At 51.9% G+C, this 17,762-nt stretch carries 10 protein-coding genes; 4 read left to right on the plus strand and 6 right to left on the minus strand.

The window, feature by feature from the left end; all coding sequences use genetic code 11:
- The first annotated feature begins 145 nt into the window (after window positions 1-145).
- On the plus strand, window positions 146-2,875 hold the full coding sequence (locus K3T82_RS33620; protein ID WP_220197882.1) for an NB-ARC domain-containing protein: 2,730 nt from the start codon (window positions 146-148) through the stop codon (window positions 2,873-2,875).
- 184 nt (window positions 2,876-3,059) lie between these two features.
- Here the strand turns inward: K3T82_RS33620 and K3T82_RS33625 are convergent, their stop codons facing one another.
- The 3 genes from K3T82_RS33625 to K3T82_RS33635 are packed head-to-tail and all read right to left on the minus strand — an operon-like array spanning window position 3,060 to window position 5,220.
- Window positions 3,060-3,476, minus strand: a complete 417-nt coding sequence (locus tag K3T82_RS33625) for a hypothetical protein (RefSeq protein WP_220197883.1) — start codon at window positions 3,474-3,476, stop codon at window positions 3,060-3,062.
- Window positions 3,477-3,496: 20 nt separating this feature from the next.
- Window positions 3,497-4,783 (minus strand): Y-family DNA polymerase, encoded by a 1,287-nt coding sequence (locus tag K3T82_RS33630; RefSeq protein ID WP_220197884.1) that lies wholly within the window; start codon window positions 4,781-4,783, stop codon window positions 3,497-3,499.
- Window positions 4,780-5,220 carry a LexA family protein gene (locus K3T82_RS33635; protein ID WP_236031730.1) on the minus strand — a complete coding sequence of 147 codons (441 nt, stop codon included), beginning with the start codon at window positions 5,218-5,220 and terminating at the stop codon, window positions 4,780-4,782. Before K3T82_RS33635 ends, K3T82_RS33630 begins: the two co-directional genes overlap by 4 nt.
- Before the next feature lie 1,157 nt (window positions 5,221-6,377).
- On the opposite strand from K3T82_RS33635, the gene K3T82_RS33640 reads away from it, so the two are divergent.
- From K3T82_RS33640 to K3T82_RS33650, 3 genes are all read left to right on the plus strand, one after another.
- On the plus strand, window positions 6,378-8,450 hold the full coding sequence (locus K3T82_RS33640; protein ID WP_220197886.1) for a heavy metal translocating P-type ATPase: 2,073 nt from the start codon (window positions 6,378-6,380) through the stop codon (window positions 8,448-8,450).
- A 161-nt stretch (window positions 8,451-8,611) separates the two neighbouring features.
- Window positions 8,612-9,598: a universal stress protein gene (locus tag K3T82_RS33645; protein ID WP_220197887.1), complete on the plus strand. Its 987-nt coding sequence runs from the start codon at window positions 8,612-8,614 to the stop codon at window positions 9,596-9,598.
- Window positions 9,599-9,679: 81 nt separating this feature from the next.
- Window positions 9,680-12,535, plus strand: a complete 2,856-nt coding sequence (locus tag K3T82_RS33650; protein WP_220197888.1) for a cation-translocating P-type ATPase — start codon at window positions 9,680-9,682, stop codon at window positions 12,533-12,535.
- A 370-nt stretch (window positions 12,536-12,905) separates the two neighbouring features.
- On the opposite strand, the gene murB is transcribed toward K3T82_RS33650, so the two are convergent.
- From murB to K3T82_RS33665, 3 genes are all read right to left on the minus strand, one after another.
- A complete protein-coding gene (murB, locus tag K3T82_RS33655) occupies window positions 12,906-13,940 on the minus strand; it encodes a UDP-N-acetylmuramate dehydrogenase (protein WP_220197889.1) in 1,035 nt (344 codons plus the stop codon).
- A gap of 492 nt (window positions 13,941-14,432) precedes the next feature.
- Complete coding sequence (locus tag K3T82_RS33660) at window positions 14,433-16,541, minus strand: multicopper oxidase family protein (RefSeq protein WP_220197890.1); 2,109 nt, start codon at window positions 16,539-16,541, stop codon at window positions 14,433-14,435.
- Window positions 16,542-16,684: 143 nt separating this feature from the next.
- Complete coding sequence (locus K3T82_RS33665; protein WP_220197891.1) at window positions 16,685-17,683, minus strand: universal stress protein; 999 nt, start codon at window positions 17,681-17,683, stop codon at window positions 16,685-16,687.
- Window positions 17,684-17,762 lie beyond the last annotated feature (79 nt).

The following is a 17,762-nucleotide window of genomic DNA, read 5'->3' on the forward strand; positions in this document are numbered from 1 at the left end:
AGGACATGGCAACAATGGGAAATGAAGTGGGCACATCCTGGCTGGGGAGAGACTTGCAGCACAAAAAGCCATCTCCTTCAGGAAGACACCGAGAAACAGGCTGCCAATCACTATCATTATTCTCTGAAGGAAGGAAAATCGAGCTATGCGCGCCTATGCAGAGCGTATCAGAGAGGCACGACTCCAAAAAGGTCTGACACAAGAGCAACTGGCAGAAGCCATTGGGGCGAATGTTGGGACGGTCAGCCGTTGGGAAGCAGGGCGCACCATACCAACCGCATATTATCTTTCCCAACTGACACAGGTTCTAGGCATACAAGTGCATGATTTGGGTCTCAAGATGGAGCCAACAGAGTACGCTCCTGTCCGTTCTTTTGAGAAAGCGTTGCCTGTCCCTGTGCTGGATACGCAGCTTCCCTCGATGCCGTTGCTGATTGGACGAGAACACGAACAGGAGGCACTCCTTCATGAACTCATAGCCCCCCTACACCCTACTCCCCTGGTTCTTTATGGCCTCCCAGGGATAGGGAAAACAGCACTGATGGCCTCATTAGCATGTGACATGCACATCCTTGAACATTTTTCAGATGGGGTGCTCTGGGCCAGTTTAGGTTCTGCTCCTAATTATGTGAGCCTTTTTGCTCGCTGGGGGCTCTTGCTCAACATCGAGCTTCCTCCCCAACAGGAGATCTGGCCGCACATCATCAAGCAAGTCATTCGCCAGCGCCGCCTCCTGATGCTGCTCGATGATGCCAGAACCTCTTCCGATGTTCAGCTGCTTTCCCTTGTTGGTCCACAGGGAGCGATCATGGTCACCACTCGCCTCCCTACATTAGCCGCAACCCTCTCCTCACAGGCCCATGCCGTGCGGGAGCTGAATCAGGAGCAAAGCTGGCAGTTGCTAGAGCAGATAGCGCCAATCATCGTGCATGACCATCACGCCTCCCTTGAGACCTTACGTGAGGCAATTGGTGGGCATCCTCTTGTCCTCACGCTTGTTGGACGATATCTGCAACAGCAAACGCAAAGTGGGCATCCACGGCGTCTCCTTGCTGCACTTGGGTATCTTCAGGAAGCATCCAACCGTTTGTGCCTTCCCATAGAGCTAGCGCAAACGTCCTGGTTCCCAGGTGGGAGAGTGTTTCAGGATCAGGTTGACCTCCTGGCACAGCCAGAGAACACGTCATCTCTGACGCTGGCCTCTCTCCTTGCAGAAATGGTCCATGCGCTTCCCCTGAGACAGCAAGAGGTACTCTTGACGCTCTCGCTGCTCCCAGCTCAACCACAATGCTTTTCTGAGGAAATGGCACTTGCCATTGGTGGCTGTGATGCTGCCACCCTTGATGCGCTTCTTGACAGTGGTTTACTCTCTGCGCACGAGTCATGCTATCAAATGCACCCTGTTATCCGCGATTATGCTGCCTGGTGTCTCTCTCAGAAAGACCATCTTCAGGCATTGGCCCTCGTACGTTTGTTTGCCTATGCGATCAGTGTCTTAGAGCACTGGGAACAGCAAATACTCATGAGGGAACCAGAGGAAGCGATGCTGCGCGCCGCGCTCGATCTGGCCTGGGCACACCAATATACACAAGAAGCGTTGCGTCTGACCCAGTTGCTTTCGGCGTTTTGGTTCCAGCACCATGCCTGGAAGGAAGCCGAAACCTATTTTACCCAGGCACTTGCCATCGCCCGCCAGCAGATACATCATCCACACTACGCAATCTCCTGTTTGTTCGGGTTAGGACGATGTGCTCTGGCCCGCGAGAAGATCACCCAGGCGCGGGAATATTATCGAGAAGCGGTCGTGTATGCCAGGATGCCAGAAGCTGATGACGAGAGCCTGATTCTCGCCCTCTCCAAAGTGGCAGCCGTGGCCCTCCAGATGGCTGAAGAGCATCCACATATGCACTATGCCCAGGATGTGAAAACTTCGTGTGAAGAAGCCCTCTGGCTCCTGCATCACCTCACGGCATCCGCCCCCAATGCTTTGCTCTCGTCGAGGATGCAAGCCCTCTTTCCTGTCCTCTATGAGATGCTCGGAACTGTCTCATTAGAAGCCGAGGGAACGCTTGCTGCGCTTAATGCCTACCACCAGGGGGTGGCGCTTGCGGAGCGCTTTCAGCGTCCAGAGGTCTTATGCTGGTTGCTGCTTCAGCAAGGAACAGTGCTCCTCTATCGAGAAGAATGGTCCATGAGTGAGCAGACAATCAGGCGAGCACTGATGCTTGCACAGCAGGAACGGCTGGATGTGCTTCTCTTACTAGCCTATGAGCGGCTCTTTGAGGTCCTGCTGCTCACGCAACGGTTCACCGAGGCACACCAACTGCTCACGCAATGGCAAGAGATGAGCGAGCAAGACCTCTCACCAACAGGAGCCCTGTGGCATGAGCGATTGATGCTCGTCTCCAATCCACGTCATACCTCGCTCTGGACAACATTAGCATGTGGCAGATTGTTGCTTGTGCAACACCACCTTGAAGCAGCCCATCAACACTATACACGAGCGCTCCACCAAGTGCCACCTCACTCAGAACCGGCAAAGCTACTCCGCCATCTGTGGCATGATCTGGCTGTCATTGCCTTGCGTACCCACAATATTGCCAAAGCGCTTGAGTACATCGGGGAGTTACAGGGATTGGTGCCATCCTCTACGGAGGTGTTGTGGCAAGCCTATATTTTTTATCGGCGTGCGCAACTCCTTCTCCTGCTCGGAATGCCAGCCCAAGGATACGAAGATGCCCTGCGGGGTCAAGCGATCTTTCGCCAACGAAATCATCAGTTGGGGTTGCATGATGTAGATGCCTGGTTGGCTTCCACGAGCATACGTACAGAAGATCGGCTTCCTGTGGATCATGAATTGGAGCATCAGGCATGAGCGAAGCAAGATGAGATCGCTTGTTGCGTCCGACCGCTCATCGTTTTCAGGCATCTCTGCGTCGTGCAACACCCCCCTACGCAATTCGAAGATCTTGAGAGCCACATAACCCATTGACAGCGATTTCAATTATAACATTCTTCTCTCTCATAAGAGGAGGTGTGGAGAAGCATTGCAGAGCCAGTTAGGCGTTCCTGAGAGAGACCACATGCCAGTGGTCTATCCCATCATGATACATGTAGGTTCTCTCTTGTATGAGTAAGCACCATGTGGCTCGTTTCCTCCTCAAAGTGGAAAGGAAGAAAGCAACAAGGTGGTAGCAGAAGTAGTACAAAACCCAAACCCAGGCCAGCACCGTATCCTCATCTTCATCCTCATCTTCCCAGGCCCCTAGACCGAGCAGGTCCAATTCATCTCCAGGATCGCCAACCCTTGCCCACCGTGCAATCTCACAGAGTTCCCCGGTGTCGATCGTGACATGCCCGCAAATGTACACATGGCAACGTTCATGAAATTGTCCTTCAAACGCCTCTATCGCGCTTCGGATGGCCTGCGCCGATAACGGCAATCGCAGGCGAACTTGTTCCCTTCTGGTTTCCATCAGCCCTCTTCCTCTTTGTGCTACGAGACGGTCAAGATCTCGCTCCAACGGGTGGTGTAGCGTTGAGAGCGCCTCAGTTGTCGCATGGACCAGGGCCGCTTCATGCCTTGGGTGCCAAAGCACAGCGTATTGCGACCCCAGGTCTCATTGATCTCATCCACCACACGCATCAATCGTTCCTGCATCGTATATCGTTCCTGCGAAAAGAGGCCAAACAGATCGGTCTGAATGACTTCCTGGGTCTGAAATGCGGATAAAAAGACACCAGCCTTCTTATAAGCGTAGCCAGGGACATAGATCGTGTGCAACAACGCCACTGCCAGATCCAGAATATCAGGAGTAAAGGCGCTGGCAGCAGGCAAGGCTGCCGTGGCGTTTCTGGCATACTGCGGAACCCGTCGATCAAAGGGATTAGTATGAATAAACACACTCACCTGCATCGCTCGTGACCCTTGACGCCGTACTTTTTCGACAGCGCTTGTCGCATAGGTTGCTATCGCTTCTTCCAGCTCTCGAAGATCTTCAATGGTGCGTCCAAAGGTAAGGGAGACCATGATGCCCTGCCGAGGCTTCTTCCTGGTTTCCAGAGGCAGACAACTGACCCCTTGCAATTCGAGCACCGCTCGTTGAGCGGCCACATTCAAATAATGGCGTATCCAGGCATGGTCAGACTGCTTCAAGGCACGTGCAGAGACAATGCCAGCAGGACGCAACTTCTCGGCTGACCGCTTCCCAATGCCCCACACATCCTCGACGGCAATGCCTGCGAGCCAGGCATCCACCTCCTTCTCAGGCCAGGCAAAGAGATTGAGCACCCCTTGAAAAACCTGATGCCGTTTGACCAACTCACATGCCACCTTGCTCAAGACCTTGGTTGAGGCAATGCCCACTGAGACGGGAATACCCGTCTCTTGCAACACACGACGGCGGATCTCCTGCCCATAGGTCTCCAGTTTCTCAGCAGGGACATGGCTCAGATCGAGCCATGCCTCATCAATTGAATAGACTTCTAACGTTGAGGTGAACCGTGACAAGACCGTCATGACCCGGTCAGAGAGGTCTTGATAAAGCGCATAGTTGGAGGAGAAAACTGCTATGTGATGCTGTTCGACGAGGCGCTGGCACTGAAAAAGGGGCATGCCCATGGCAATGCCTAACGCTTTGGCTTCATTGCTCCGTGCGACGACGCATGAGTCATTATTGGACAGGACGATGACTGGATGCTGACGAATCTCCGCCATGAAGACCCGCTCACAGGAAACATAAAAATTATTGCAATCGACCAGGGCAAAGATTTGTTGTTTCATGGCTCCTCTCGTCGTCCCCATCTTTGGAGCCGGGCACGCAAAGAACTTCCAGGGCGTAAGCTCCTTACCACATAGGTCACCACGCCCCAGACCTCAAAGGTCGCCTGTGGCATAATGGGCAGCGGAGGAAAGCGGGGGTGAGCGGAGTATAGGATTACCGCTCCGTCCTCTCGTTGAGTGTAGCGCTTGACCAGAAACCCATCATTGACCAGGGCAATAATGATACTCTCGTTCTGTGCCTCAAGCGCACGGTCTACCACCACGAGATCACCATCAGCAATTCCGGCTCCCTGCATCGAATCACCCCAGACAACCATATAAAAAGTAGCTTCCCGATGGTCTTGTAACAGCTCAGAAATATCGAGTGCTCGCTCACGCCATCCTTCGGCGGGCGAGGGGAAGCCACCTCCGACTTCCCCGATAAATGGACACCCCATGACACACATTCCTCCTCAAAGAGAGTTGGCACGTCCTCTCAGTAGCTTTGTCTTCTCGCTTCACGGTTGAGTCGTCGTTTGCTGGTATGACTCAATCACAAATCGAACCTTTGTTCTATTCTCTATGATAGCGAGTATACCCAACACATAAGCAAGCTATCAATGTTCTCTCATGCCCTCCTGCCGCTCAACCAGCCCTTCCACAGATATCGTCTCTTCTCTCTGCATCATCTGCGCTCGATGCCTCCCACCCAAACTGGTTCATGCTTTTCCATATGGCAAAGAAACAATCAGTGACCACGGCCTCTATGGATCATCAGGATAGGAAAGATAAGACGCATTTTCTTTTATAAGCAAACATCCAGGTAAAATACCAACTGTTGGTAATTTCAAGTATTTATATAATTTAGGAGATATTGTTGATGCCATTGCATGTAGATAGCAAGGGTAGCTCCCAAACTGGCTGTTTGAAATGACCTGGAGAAAATATTGGTTACAGAAATGGGAGAAATCTAATCCAATTTTGCCTTAAATCGTTTCTTTCTTCTCTTAAGAAAAAGTCATGTTCCCCGCAAGCAAGGAACTTTAAAGAAGGAAACCATTCCTGCCTTTAGATAATTTGTTCGAGGCTATTTTCTCTGTTCTCGCGGCACAAATAATATTTGAGATCTACAAGGCATGTGGCTCTCAAAAGGATGAGCTCTCTCCTTTGCTCTTGTCTCTTCAAGTAGTGATAGTAGTAAAGTAGGCAATTCTTCTGGCTCCGCTCACATGAGGTACGACCCTGACCCTTCAGATAGAGGTGCTCATGAATTATTCTTTTCAAACAAAAATTTAGCTGTTGCTTTGAACTTTCCCAATTCGGTGATGAAGAAGTTTGTATGCACATACCAGTGAAGCCCAGTCTTTATACTCATTTTTGGTACGATGTATGCTCTCTGTGAGACCTTCCTTCACTATTGAGATCCTCTTGTGAGACAGATCTGGTAAATTTCAAGGTAAATGAATTACAAAACCTTCCTGAAAGTCGGGCGGTCATGGCAAAGCACAAACACAATGACACAAGAATACACTCTTCATCCATACCTCACTTCATAAAAAAGGTTTCAATAGCCCCTTTTTCAGATGAATTTGAGACTTCCTGGATTAAACTCATATTGCAAGCTGCCCAACGCTATCCACTTCCAGTCGGGGCCGCCATATTGATGGTCATCAGTCTTCTCTTCTGGCTCATTGGGCATGTATCTCTTGCCAACTGGGGCTTCCTGCTGGTGATACTTGCTGGTGCTCTGCGGCTGTTCTGGCAAACCATTCGGCACGTGCTACACAAAGAATTTAGTGTCGATGTGATTGCCCTACTGGCAATCATAGGATCCTTCCTCCTGGGGCAGTATCTCGCAGGCGCGGTGATTGTGCTGATGTTTTCAGGTGGTGAAGCACTCGAAGCTTTTGCCGTGAGGCGTGCACGTGCTTCGCTTGCTGCCCTGGCACAACGTGTTCCGCAAACCGCTCATATCTGGCAAGGGGAAGAACTGGTCAGTATTCCGGCTGACCAGGTAGAGGTAGGCATGGAGGTGGTCCTCAAGCCTGGGGAATTGGCCCCGGTCGATGGCGTTGTGACCGCCGGAACCTCTAGTATGAGCGAAGCGGATTTGACAGGTGAACCATTCCCTGTGCGGAAAGCCCCTGGCATGCTCGTGCTCTCGGGTAGTGTCAACCTGGATACGATCCTAGAGATTCGTGCGCAGAAGCGCAGCACCGAGAGTAAATATGCACAGATTGTCCATCTCGTCGAGGAAGCGCAGCACCAAAAGGCACCAATTCATCGCCTGGCCGACCGCTACAGCATCGGGTTTACTGCTCTGGCTATTGGCCTGGCAGGTCTGGCATGGGTGTTCTCTGGTGATGCCCTTTATGCGTTGGCTGTACTCGTTGTGGCAACACCGTGCCCGCTTATCCTGGCAACGCCGATTGCTATCATGTCTGGGATTGACCGGGCGGCTCGAAACGGCATTATTACCAAAAGCGGTGCCTCCATTGAGCAACTGGGAGAGGTTGATATTGCGGTCTTTGACAAGACAGGAACCTTGACATTGGGTATGCCCAAAGTCACCGCTATTGTACGTGTGCAACCCGAGACCCAATACACCGAAGCTCTGGAAAAGACCACGTCGACGCGATGCGCTCAGCATGCCCTCTATGACGAGGAAACCCTGCTGCGCCTAGCCGCCTCGATTGAGCAGCTTTCCACGCATATCCTGGCGCGCGCTGTTGTGGAGCTGGCTCAGGAACGAGGGATACCGCTCTGTGAGGCAGATGGCTTTGAGGAAATCTTTGGGAAAGGCGTACGCGGATGGGTGCCGCTTCACAGGCAAGAAGAACAGGGTACACAAGGTAAAGGAGGACAAAAACACGAGAAGATCGAGGTAGCGGTGGGTAATCGCACCTTTATGAAGTACCTGAGCATTGCGATCCCGCCATCCTTCCTGGAAGAGCGCCAGCGACGTGTCAATAGTGGACAAATTTGTAGTTTTCTCGCCATCAGCAAGCAGATCGAGGGTTTGCTCGTGCTGGAAGATGTGCCTCGCCCTGAAATCTCGCGCCTCTCTGCCGATTTGCATACGGCTGGTGTCAAGGAAACCATTTTACTGACGGGTGATAACGAGGTGGTGGCCCAGAAGATTGGTAAGCTTGCTCACGTGGACCGTGTGGTCGCGCGCTGCTTGCCTGAGGACAAAGTGCGTATCATTGAAGAGCTGGTTGCACAAAAACACGGCGTCTTGATGGTGGGTGATGGGATTAACGATGCTCCAGCATTAGCGACGGCAACGGTCGGCATGGCGCTTGGCACACAGGGTTTAACCGCCGCAGCTACTACAGCTGACACAGTCCTCCTCTCAACGGATATTCTTCGCGTCGCGCGCGCCGTGCGTCTGGGGCGCTGGGTCATGCATGTTGCGCGTCAAGGCATCTGGGTTGGGATGGGGCTCTCCGTCATTGCCATGTTCATTGCTGCATTCGGTTTTATCCCACCGACAGTGGGAGCGCTTTTACAGGAAGCCATTGATGCGGTTGTCATTCTGAATGCACTGCGAGCAGGAAGGGGGTCTTTGGAAGGAAGAGCCATCCAACCGACTACACCTTCCGAGGACCAGAAGAATGCATCCTTCGAACAGCCACAAACTCGTGTCGCTCACTCGCACCTATCTCTGGAAGAAGGGCACCAGTGAATGGTACGTATAGGGAAAGCATGATTCATTTTTCACATGTGAATGCGATATACCAAACTTCTTTGCCGGGAACACCAAATCGAGCAACTCTCCAGGCTGTTTTTGAAGAAGGCGATATTTTGTGAGAAGGGCCACTATGTGCTTGAGAAAGGAACATTCTTATGTTTCACCGTCTTCTCGTTCCACTAGATGAATCAGAACAATCGGAACAGGCGTTACCTGTGGCGGCTCGTCTGGCTCACGTTTGGGGAGGAGATATGCTCCTTCTTGAGGTGGTTCCCATGCCAATTGAATTTGGGCCTTTTTGGGGTGACCCACCACCACTTGTCCAGCAGGCTATGCGCACAGATAAGGCTCAGGCAAACACCTACCTCTCGCGTATCATACACTCGGAACCCATTGCTAGTGTAAGAACGGAAACGAAAACCGTCTTTGGGCAACCAGCCTCGATGATTCTCACAACAATACAAGAGCAACACATTGATCTGCTAGTGATGACTAGTCACGGACGCAGTGGTCTCTCCCGTTGGGTACTAGGTAGTGTCGCCGAGAAGGTGGCTCGTCAAGCTCCCATCCCTGTGCTTGTATTGCACGCTTACACGGTACTGCAAAGACCCAATACGAGCGACCATTCACTACGCGCGCTGATCGCACTCGATGGTTCGCCTGCTGCAGAAGCAGCAATCGCTCCTGCGACACAAGTGATACGAGCGCTAGCTTCTCCAGAGCAGGCGCACCTCCATCTGCTGCATGTTCTCCCAATGGCATCTGCTCGAAACAGGTCAGCACGCCAGGAACAAAAGGCAGGGGCATATCTACAGCAAGTAAGCGAGCGACTTCAATATGAGCAGAGCAAAGAGCCCATCCTTAACGTGTCATGGTCCCTGACCTTTGGGCAAGACGTGGCGGAAACCCTGCTGAAAACGGCTGAAGAAGGAATACAGCGAGAGAAGAGTCGCCCCGTTCCAGCCTATGACTTGCTCGCACTCACGACCCATGGGTGGGGTGGCTTCCCTCCTTGGGGGCTCGGGAGTATTTCAGAGCGTCTGCTACGAACCAGAAGCACGTGTCCGTTACTTTTGGTCCGCTCACCTGAGATGAGTTCACCAATACACCTCTATCCCTCCTCTCACCAACCATCCTTATAAGAAGCAGGAAGCATTTGTCGCTCAGCGATAACCTTTCGAAGAGGAGGAATGTCCTATAAGCGTATCATACAAGGAGGCAGGATGATTGCCAAAACGTTTCAGGATGCTCAGAATGCTTATACGGCATATCGTTTGCCAACAACTACAGTCGTGACGGCATTCGAGAGCGATCTTAAGAAGGGGCTGTGCACCGAAGAGGCTCACATCCGCTTACGGTACTACGGCAAGAATGCATTACCAAGCCCACCATCAAAACCATTGTGGAGACAAATACTCGCCCAATTCTGGACCCCCCTCACGATACTGTTGCTGATCGCCATTCTCATATCCTTGCTTGTGTGGTGGATCGAGCACGAGACCCCCTTCCCTTACGAATCGCTCACGATCTTTGTGATCGTGCTCTTCAACGGTATTCTGGGTTTCCTTCAGGAATATCGAGCGGATAAAGCCATGGTAGCCCTGCAAGCTATGGAAGCAATAACGGCACAGGTGCTTCGGGACGGGGAGATACAGGTCGTAGCAACAGCGCAGATTGTCCCAGGTGACATTCTGCTCATTGAGGAAGGAGATATAATTGCAGCCGATGCGCGCGTACTGGAGGCCATTGCATTGCGTCTGATTGAGGGGGCTCTGACGGGTGAGAGCGTGCCTGTCTCAAAGCACACAGCACCGATTGGGCAGAAAGTAAGTATAGGTGATCAGCGCAACATGGTGTTCTGTGGTACAGCTGTCGCCGCTGGTCGTGGGAGGGCTCTCGTGACCGAGACGGGTACGAGAACACAGATCGGACAGATCGCAGGTTCGCTCCAGCGGCGCGTGGAGAAGAAAACTCCCTTGCAAAAGGAACTTGATCGTGTTGGGAAGTGGTTGGGCCTCCTCGTCATGGGGATTGCTATCATGATGAGCTTGGTAATCCTGCTCGTTGATCGTATTGGAACGTTGCGTGAACTTGTAGCCATCTTGTTATTGGTTGTCTCGCTGGCGGTTGCTGCCGTTCCGGAAGGGCTGACCGCGATTACAACAATTGTGCTCTCGTTAGGCATGCAGCGTATGGCACAGCGCAACGCTATCGTGCGCACAGCCTCGGCAGTGGAAGCCCTGGGGGCAACGACTGTTATCTGTACAGACAAGACGGGAACCCTGACCAAGAACGAGATGACCGTGCGTACAGTGGTGACCCCCAGTGGACGTGTTGATTTCACTAATGTTGGCTATGATCCAGGCGGTCACGCCGTGCAGGCAGGACAACCACTCAATGATCCCATCCTCCTTGGGGAGGTGACAGCAGCATTACGCGCAGCTATCTTGGCGAACAACGCGGTTTTACGCTCTGATAACGGTCTCTGGACAATACAGGGTGATCCAACAGAAGGTGCTCTCTTGGTCACTGCGCAGACTATGGGACTCCAAAAGTCCTCACTTGAGGACTGTTTTCAACGTCTCACCGAGATACCTTTCTCATCTGAGCGCAAATTAATGAGTACAGTACACAAAGATAGAGGCGGCATAGACAGCGAGCAGAAGGTGCTCTATTCCAAAGGGGCACCAGATGTGTTACTGGCACGCTGTACGTCTGAACAGATTGGCAGCGAACATGGTGGCACATGTATGCGACCTCTTACAGCAGAGCGACGTCACGCCATACGTGCTGTGTTTGAGGAACTTGCTGCCGATGCGCTCCGCACCATTGGTATGGCATGGCGTGTGATCCCTGAGGAGACGAGCCCGGCATTGGAGCAGATGAGCGAGCATCTGGAGCAAGAGTTGATCTGGTTGGGTGTGGTCGGGATGATCGATCCACCTCGACCGGAGGCGGCAATGTCGATCAAGCAGGCTCAGCAATCAGGTGTCCGAGTCATCATGATCACAGGAGACCATCCCATCACTGCGCGTGCGATAGCGTACGAACTCGGTGTGATGCAGCAGGGGGAGCACGTCGTAACCGGGCTCGAATTAGAGCAGACAAGCGATGATAGACTGAAAGAAATGGTACGCGACGTTGCTGTGTATGCACGCGTGGCCCCCCATCACAAACTGAGGATTGTCCAGGCACTCAAGGCCAATGGTGAAATCACTGCGATGACTGGCGATGGCGTCAATGATGCTCCTGCGCTTCAGCAGGCTGATATCGGGGTTGCTATGGGGAGAGCGGGAACAGACGTCGCTCGAGGTGCCGCTGATATGATTCTCCTTGACGACAACTTTGTGTCAATTGTTGCTGCGATCGAAGAGGGGCGTGCTATCTATGCTAATCTCCAAAAGTGCTTACGCTATTTGCTCTCTTCAAATATTGGCGAAGTGTTGACCATGTTTTTCGGCGTCATTCTAGCAAGTACCATTGGACTGATTGGAGAGGCTGGGACAGCGATTGTCGCACCGCTTCTTGCGACCCAGATCCTCTGGATCAATCTCTTAACCGATGCAGGTCCAGCGCTTAGCCTAGGGGTTGATCCACCCGATCCTCGCCAAATGCATCGCCCACCACGTAGCCAGAGGCATCCTCTCATCTCACGTTCCATGTGGGTAAGCATCAGCATCATTGGTGTGATCATGACAATCGGCACGCTGTTTATTCTCGATATGAGCTTGCCCGGCGGGCTGATCCCAGGAAATGGGAACCTTCGTTTTGCTCAAACGATGACGTTCACCACGCTTGTTCTCGCGCAATTGTTCAACATCTTCAACGCCCGTTCCGATACTCTCAGTGTGTTCCACACACTTCTGGCAAACAGGTGGGTCTGGCTGGCTATTCTCCTGTCACTCCTATTACAGGGGGCCGTTGTTTATCTCCCGTTCCTTGGTAACGCCTTCCACACAGTGCCTTTACACCCCTTTGATTGGCTGTTGAGCTTGACTGTTGCCAGTACCGTACTGTGGGGACAAGAAATGGCGAAATGGGGGAGACATCTGCTCAAAGGAAAGAACATGGTAAAGTAGTATCTGATCCTGCTGCATCATACGCGCTTTGTCCCAACATGCGTCTTCCACGTGTACTCTCGCACGTTTTCACCCAAACCTTCCCATACACCAATGACTCTGGCACAACGAGGCAAAAGAAAAGCAAGAGGTGTCTTGGGCAAGGCTGTGTAGATACTCATAGAGGGAACCGACATGCTCGGCAATTTCTTTTCTCGTTGTAACTACACGCTCCCACGCCAGAAAAGCGCACGCAGCCAATGACGATCCATCAGATGAAACACAAGGCATGCCTCACTTTTCCCATTTCAATCGCTCATGCTCTTTCTTTTTCGGTCATACGCCTGCTCATTGGGGCCTTCTGGAGAACTTCGGCATACCTCGGGAGGATTTAAGAACGCCCAGGCCATGCTCCGAGGATGTCAACATTTAATGCCAGCTCTATCCCAGCATGTTTGAGTACACCTTGATGGGCTTCTTTGATAAGGGAGAATATCTCCCTCGCTGTCGCACCATCGGCATTGACGATATAGTTAGGATTCTGTTCGGAGATCTGTGCTTTGCCGATGGTTTTCCCGCCAAGGCCAGCCTGCGCGATCACATCCTTTGCCAGAGACCCAGGAGGATCTTTGAAGATGGGTCCGGTTCCTGGCAGAGGCGGTTCATTGGCGCGACGATCCTCAATGTACCCATCACAACGTGCAGTCAATTGGCGAGGATCTTCATGATGCAAGCGTAGCCCCAGTTTCACGATAATTTCTGCAGGCTCAATCAACTGACGGACCGGAAAGATTAGATTCCCTTGTCGATCAAGATGGGTGTAGCGATTGATACGGAAACGGCTGTGACGGTAGCTAAGATCAATATCATCATGATGATAGCGGCGCATAACGAGTGTTGGGAAGAGTTCTCCAACATGCGTGTTGCAATTGCGAGCATCCAGAACCTCTATCCACTCAAGTGCCTGTCCCAATTCTTGGTTATGAGCGCCAGCATTGCTAACCAGACCAGCCCCAAGCGTTCCCGGAATACCAATCCCAAATTCCAAGCCAGACCAGCCTGCGGGAATCAGCTGATGCAGCAATTGAGGCCAGCGTACGCCTGCCTCTGCAATCAGTGTGGCCGTCCCATCACGATGATCCTGGATTTCATAGCGTTGAAGGTCCATCCGTGCAACGATGCCGCGCACACCTTCATCAGCAAAAATGACGTTTCGTCCCGCTCCAGTCAGCAAAAGTGGGACGTGATGAGTTGCACAGAGGCGGAGCAAGGTCTCCAGTTCTTCGTGAGTATCAAGTGCCACCCACAAATCTGCTGGCCCCCCGACTTCAAAGGAGCAATGCCGCGTCAATGGTTCGTTTCGACGGACCCGGTCATGAAAATGGGTGTGCATCAATTGATAGGCTTGATTGATAGCAGTAACCATGTATTTTTCCTCACTTCCATAAGAGAAAGTGGCCGCTCAAAGTTCGTCTTAGATCACGGATCTGTGAATAGTCCCCCAAGAAACGCTCCAATTATCAGGATAATCACAATAACTACCTACTAATCACAGCAGCACCATTTCGCTTTGTCTCACGGGTTAAGGCATATTTCCACTTAGTAGAGATGAAAATTCCTGGCCGTTCTCGCAAGATCCCTTCTCGCAATCCCCAAAGTAGCACGAACTCTTTGTAGTAGGGGTTTCTCATCCTTTGCCACTATCAATACCCTGATAGGTGAGGATATCTCATCTCTATTCAGCGTCCTTGTGTCGCGCAGCCCACTGGTATAGGATCATCCCAATGAACTGCGACCTGCCCCAATATGGATACGCCATCCCACTCGATATCGTCCATATGGACACTGTTTTTGATTATGAAGTTGCTACTACCTATCAGCATGTTGGTGTTACCTGATTGGTGGAAAAGACCTTCCCCTAGAGAATTACCAATGGTCGCATCATATCATGCTCCTCATGCTCCAAAATGTGGCAATGCCAGACATATTCTCGCCCACCAATTCGTGGGCTTGATGGAACATAAAATGGCACTTTTGGCAGATCAAAGCGCATGATCACTGTTGTCACTTCGCTAGGATGCATGCACACTGTCTCTTTCCATCCCAGTTCAGTCTTGTCTGGCCCTCGTGCAGGGCCAGTATAATGAGGGGAACCATTATAACCTCGCACAGCAAATGGTTGACGTCCCAATACCTGCACATTGACCAGATGCCAATGGATTGGGTGGGTATCACCCGTCAAATTCGCAATTTGCCAGACTTCCGTTTTGCCCTCTTGTACCACCTCGGTGACAGGCTCATCATAGCCTTGTCCAAAGCCTCCATTCCTTTCTCGGTTAATCCCAAGCAGCTGGAGCAAGCGACCATAATCATCAAATGACTCGTTCAATGTTAATTGTCGCACCTTTACACCTGGTGGGAGGTGCAACCTTCCGTTTTGTATCGCTATACCTGGCGGTACAAGAAATGGGGAAAGAGTGGAGGTCAAACTACTTTGAGGTGTGAGGCCCAAAGGACGATCATTCCCGCCTGCTGAGATAACCTTGAATTGCATAATCTGGCGAGTGTTCGGTCCAAAACCAGGAATCGTGGGGGTAGGATTGGAAGAGCCCGGAAAGTAATCATTGATGGCACTCCCCTTCGGAAATGGTGCTGGAGCATCGTTATAGAGAATGATCTTCTTTCCAGCAAATCCACTGAAGTCAACAAGGAGATCCCAACGCTCAGCAGGGGCTGTGATGAGACTTCCTCCGAAAGAGATGGGATCAAACGGACGATTGGAAGGGGTATGTACGGGCCTGGGGAGAAATCCCCCTTCTGTCCCGAGCACAAAAAAGTCGGGGCCAGCTGCATTGGTTGGCTCTAAATGACTGTTGAGCGCAATACTATCTGCACTCCCATTATCTACATACAGTTGCAGGTTCAGAAAGCGCGCTTGGCAACCATTGAGAACACGCAGGCGATAGCGGCGATCTTCAACGGTTGCCTCAGGATAGACTGTGCCATTCGCAAGCATAGTATCCCCGAACATTTCTGGGACAATCGAGCGATCTGGTGGCAAACCCAAAGGATGGGCACCTAACGACCAACGGTCTGTCTCATAGACATGAGGATACCACAAACTACCCATCTCCCTGGGGCCTGGCCAGCTGGGATCTTTGCTCTCGAGATCAGTTCCAACAAAGAGCTTATCCTGAATGATGAGGGGAAGCTCGTGCCCACCATGTTCCACAAAGTCGGGCAGACCGTCATTGCGCAAATCAGACTCGAAGTGATCGCGTATAATATAGGCACTAGCAACTCCAGCATAGGCATTGAGCCGCGTAAGATCGTAAGCATGATCATGATACCAGCCGAGCCGCGCACTCTGATTGTTGGGATAGTAATACTCCGCTTGACCAGGTTTCAGCTGAGGGTTGAGCAATTTGTAGATGTTGCCCTGTTGACTCTCAACGCTCGGCCCATAGTGCCCATCTGGCGTAAACCAGGTCCCTGGTCCACCGTCACTGGTCCAGGGCACAAATCCGCCGTGTATATGCGTCGTCGTAGCATTCTGCTGTTTCTGGGATGCAGGAAAGCTGGCACTCTTATCAACTGGCAGGATGTGCTTCTGCGGTAGCTCATTCGTCATAGTGATCTGTATTGGCTTCCCGCTCTGCACCACAAAGATACCTCCAAGGTGTCTCTGTATTTGTCCTCGACCACCCCTACCCAACGTAACGGCTGGATGATAGCCCCATAACGTTGTTTCTCCAAGGTCAGGATGTAACTGATCCGTGAATTGCCTGATGAAGACTGAATAATGCGTCACTCCTGTGGTGGGAGCAACGAAGGAGTCAGGAGCTGCCACCGGGATTCCCTCCGGACCAAGACCCCGCAGCGGTTGTTGGAATTTTTTCAGCCGCTTGCTTTCATGGAGGGCAAATACGCTTCGGGTATCAAAATGCCAGGAGATAGCCAGCGCAACTCCTACAGCCGCAGTATGCGCGAACAATTGTCGTCGTGTGAACGTTCTGTATTTTGCCATACCACACTCTCCCTCCACATTATGCCTCTCAGATGAGCCGCTTACTTCTCATCCGCAACAAGTCTCTCTCCAGGAAAGAGGTACCTATTAGGTACTTTAGCCTCTTCAATGCAGATCACGGTCTTGCTTCATACCATCTTTGTCTAGCTTTCCTCTTTCAACTGCTCTTCTCTAATCATATCCGCAGGGCGCACCAACAAGACCGGAAGCCTGGTCGCTCGGAGCACACGACTCGCGATACTGCCCATTGTCCACTTTTTGATTCCGCTATATCCATGGGTTGTCATGGCAATGAGATTGCTGGGGGCAATAATACTTCCATCTTCAGCATTCTCGCCATGCTCTGCCATCTGAACGATCCCTTCCGCAATATCCTCCGTTTGCGAGATCGACCAGGTGAGCTTGAAACCATGGTTGAGGCCAACATGAGCGACCAGACCTTCGCGAATGTACTCACTGACCGCTTGTAGATTCTGCTTGGCACTATGCAGTAGAGCCTCCCTCGCGCTCTTGCTGCTCCCATTGGGTACCATGACCATTTGTGTGAGGTGCAATTCCCCTTGCTCAAGGGGGGACAAGGCTGTCACCAGGGCCTGAGCAGGAGCAATCACATCTTGCGAGCGGGCTGATATATCGAGTGGAATCAAGGCACGAACACCACCAGCACTCTTGTCGTTAGGATGCGCAAGGAGCGGTTTCTTCTCCTCGCGGAGAATAAAGATGGGGACAGGCGCATGATGAATAACCTTTTCCGCAACACTCCCTAACACCCACCGTTTCACTCCTGTATACCCATGGCTGGTCATGACCACGAGGTCAACAGCGCAGGTATTCACGGTGGAAAGGATAACACTTGCTGGATATCCCAGCACGACCTGCTTTTTGAGGGATACACCTGCCAAATCAGGGCGACAAAGCACGGACTCAAGGTAGGTATTGGCACTCGCGAGACTGCTCTCCATGATGACATGCAAGGTAGAAGGTTGCATCGCTCCGTACGAGAGGTAGGCATAGGATACATCGACCACCTGCAAGAGCATCATCGTTCCACCTGATGAGCGTGCCATCCGTCCCGCGACTGGTAATGCCGCTTCAGCAAGTGGGGATCCATCTAAAGGCACCAGAATCTTTTGAAACATCATCGAAGGTCTCTCTCCTTTTCTCGTCTGACGCTCTGTCCTTCCTTTCATCAGAGATGAGCGTTCACCGACCCTTTCCCGC

Origin of the sequence: Ktedonospora formicarum (assembly GCF_016587355.1) — a bacterium.
Classification (GTDB): Bacteria; Chloroflexota; Ktedonobacteria; order Ktedonobacterales; family Ktedonobacteraceae; genus Ktedonobacter; species Ktedonobacter formicarum.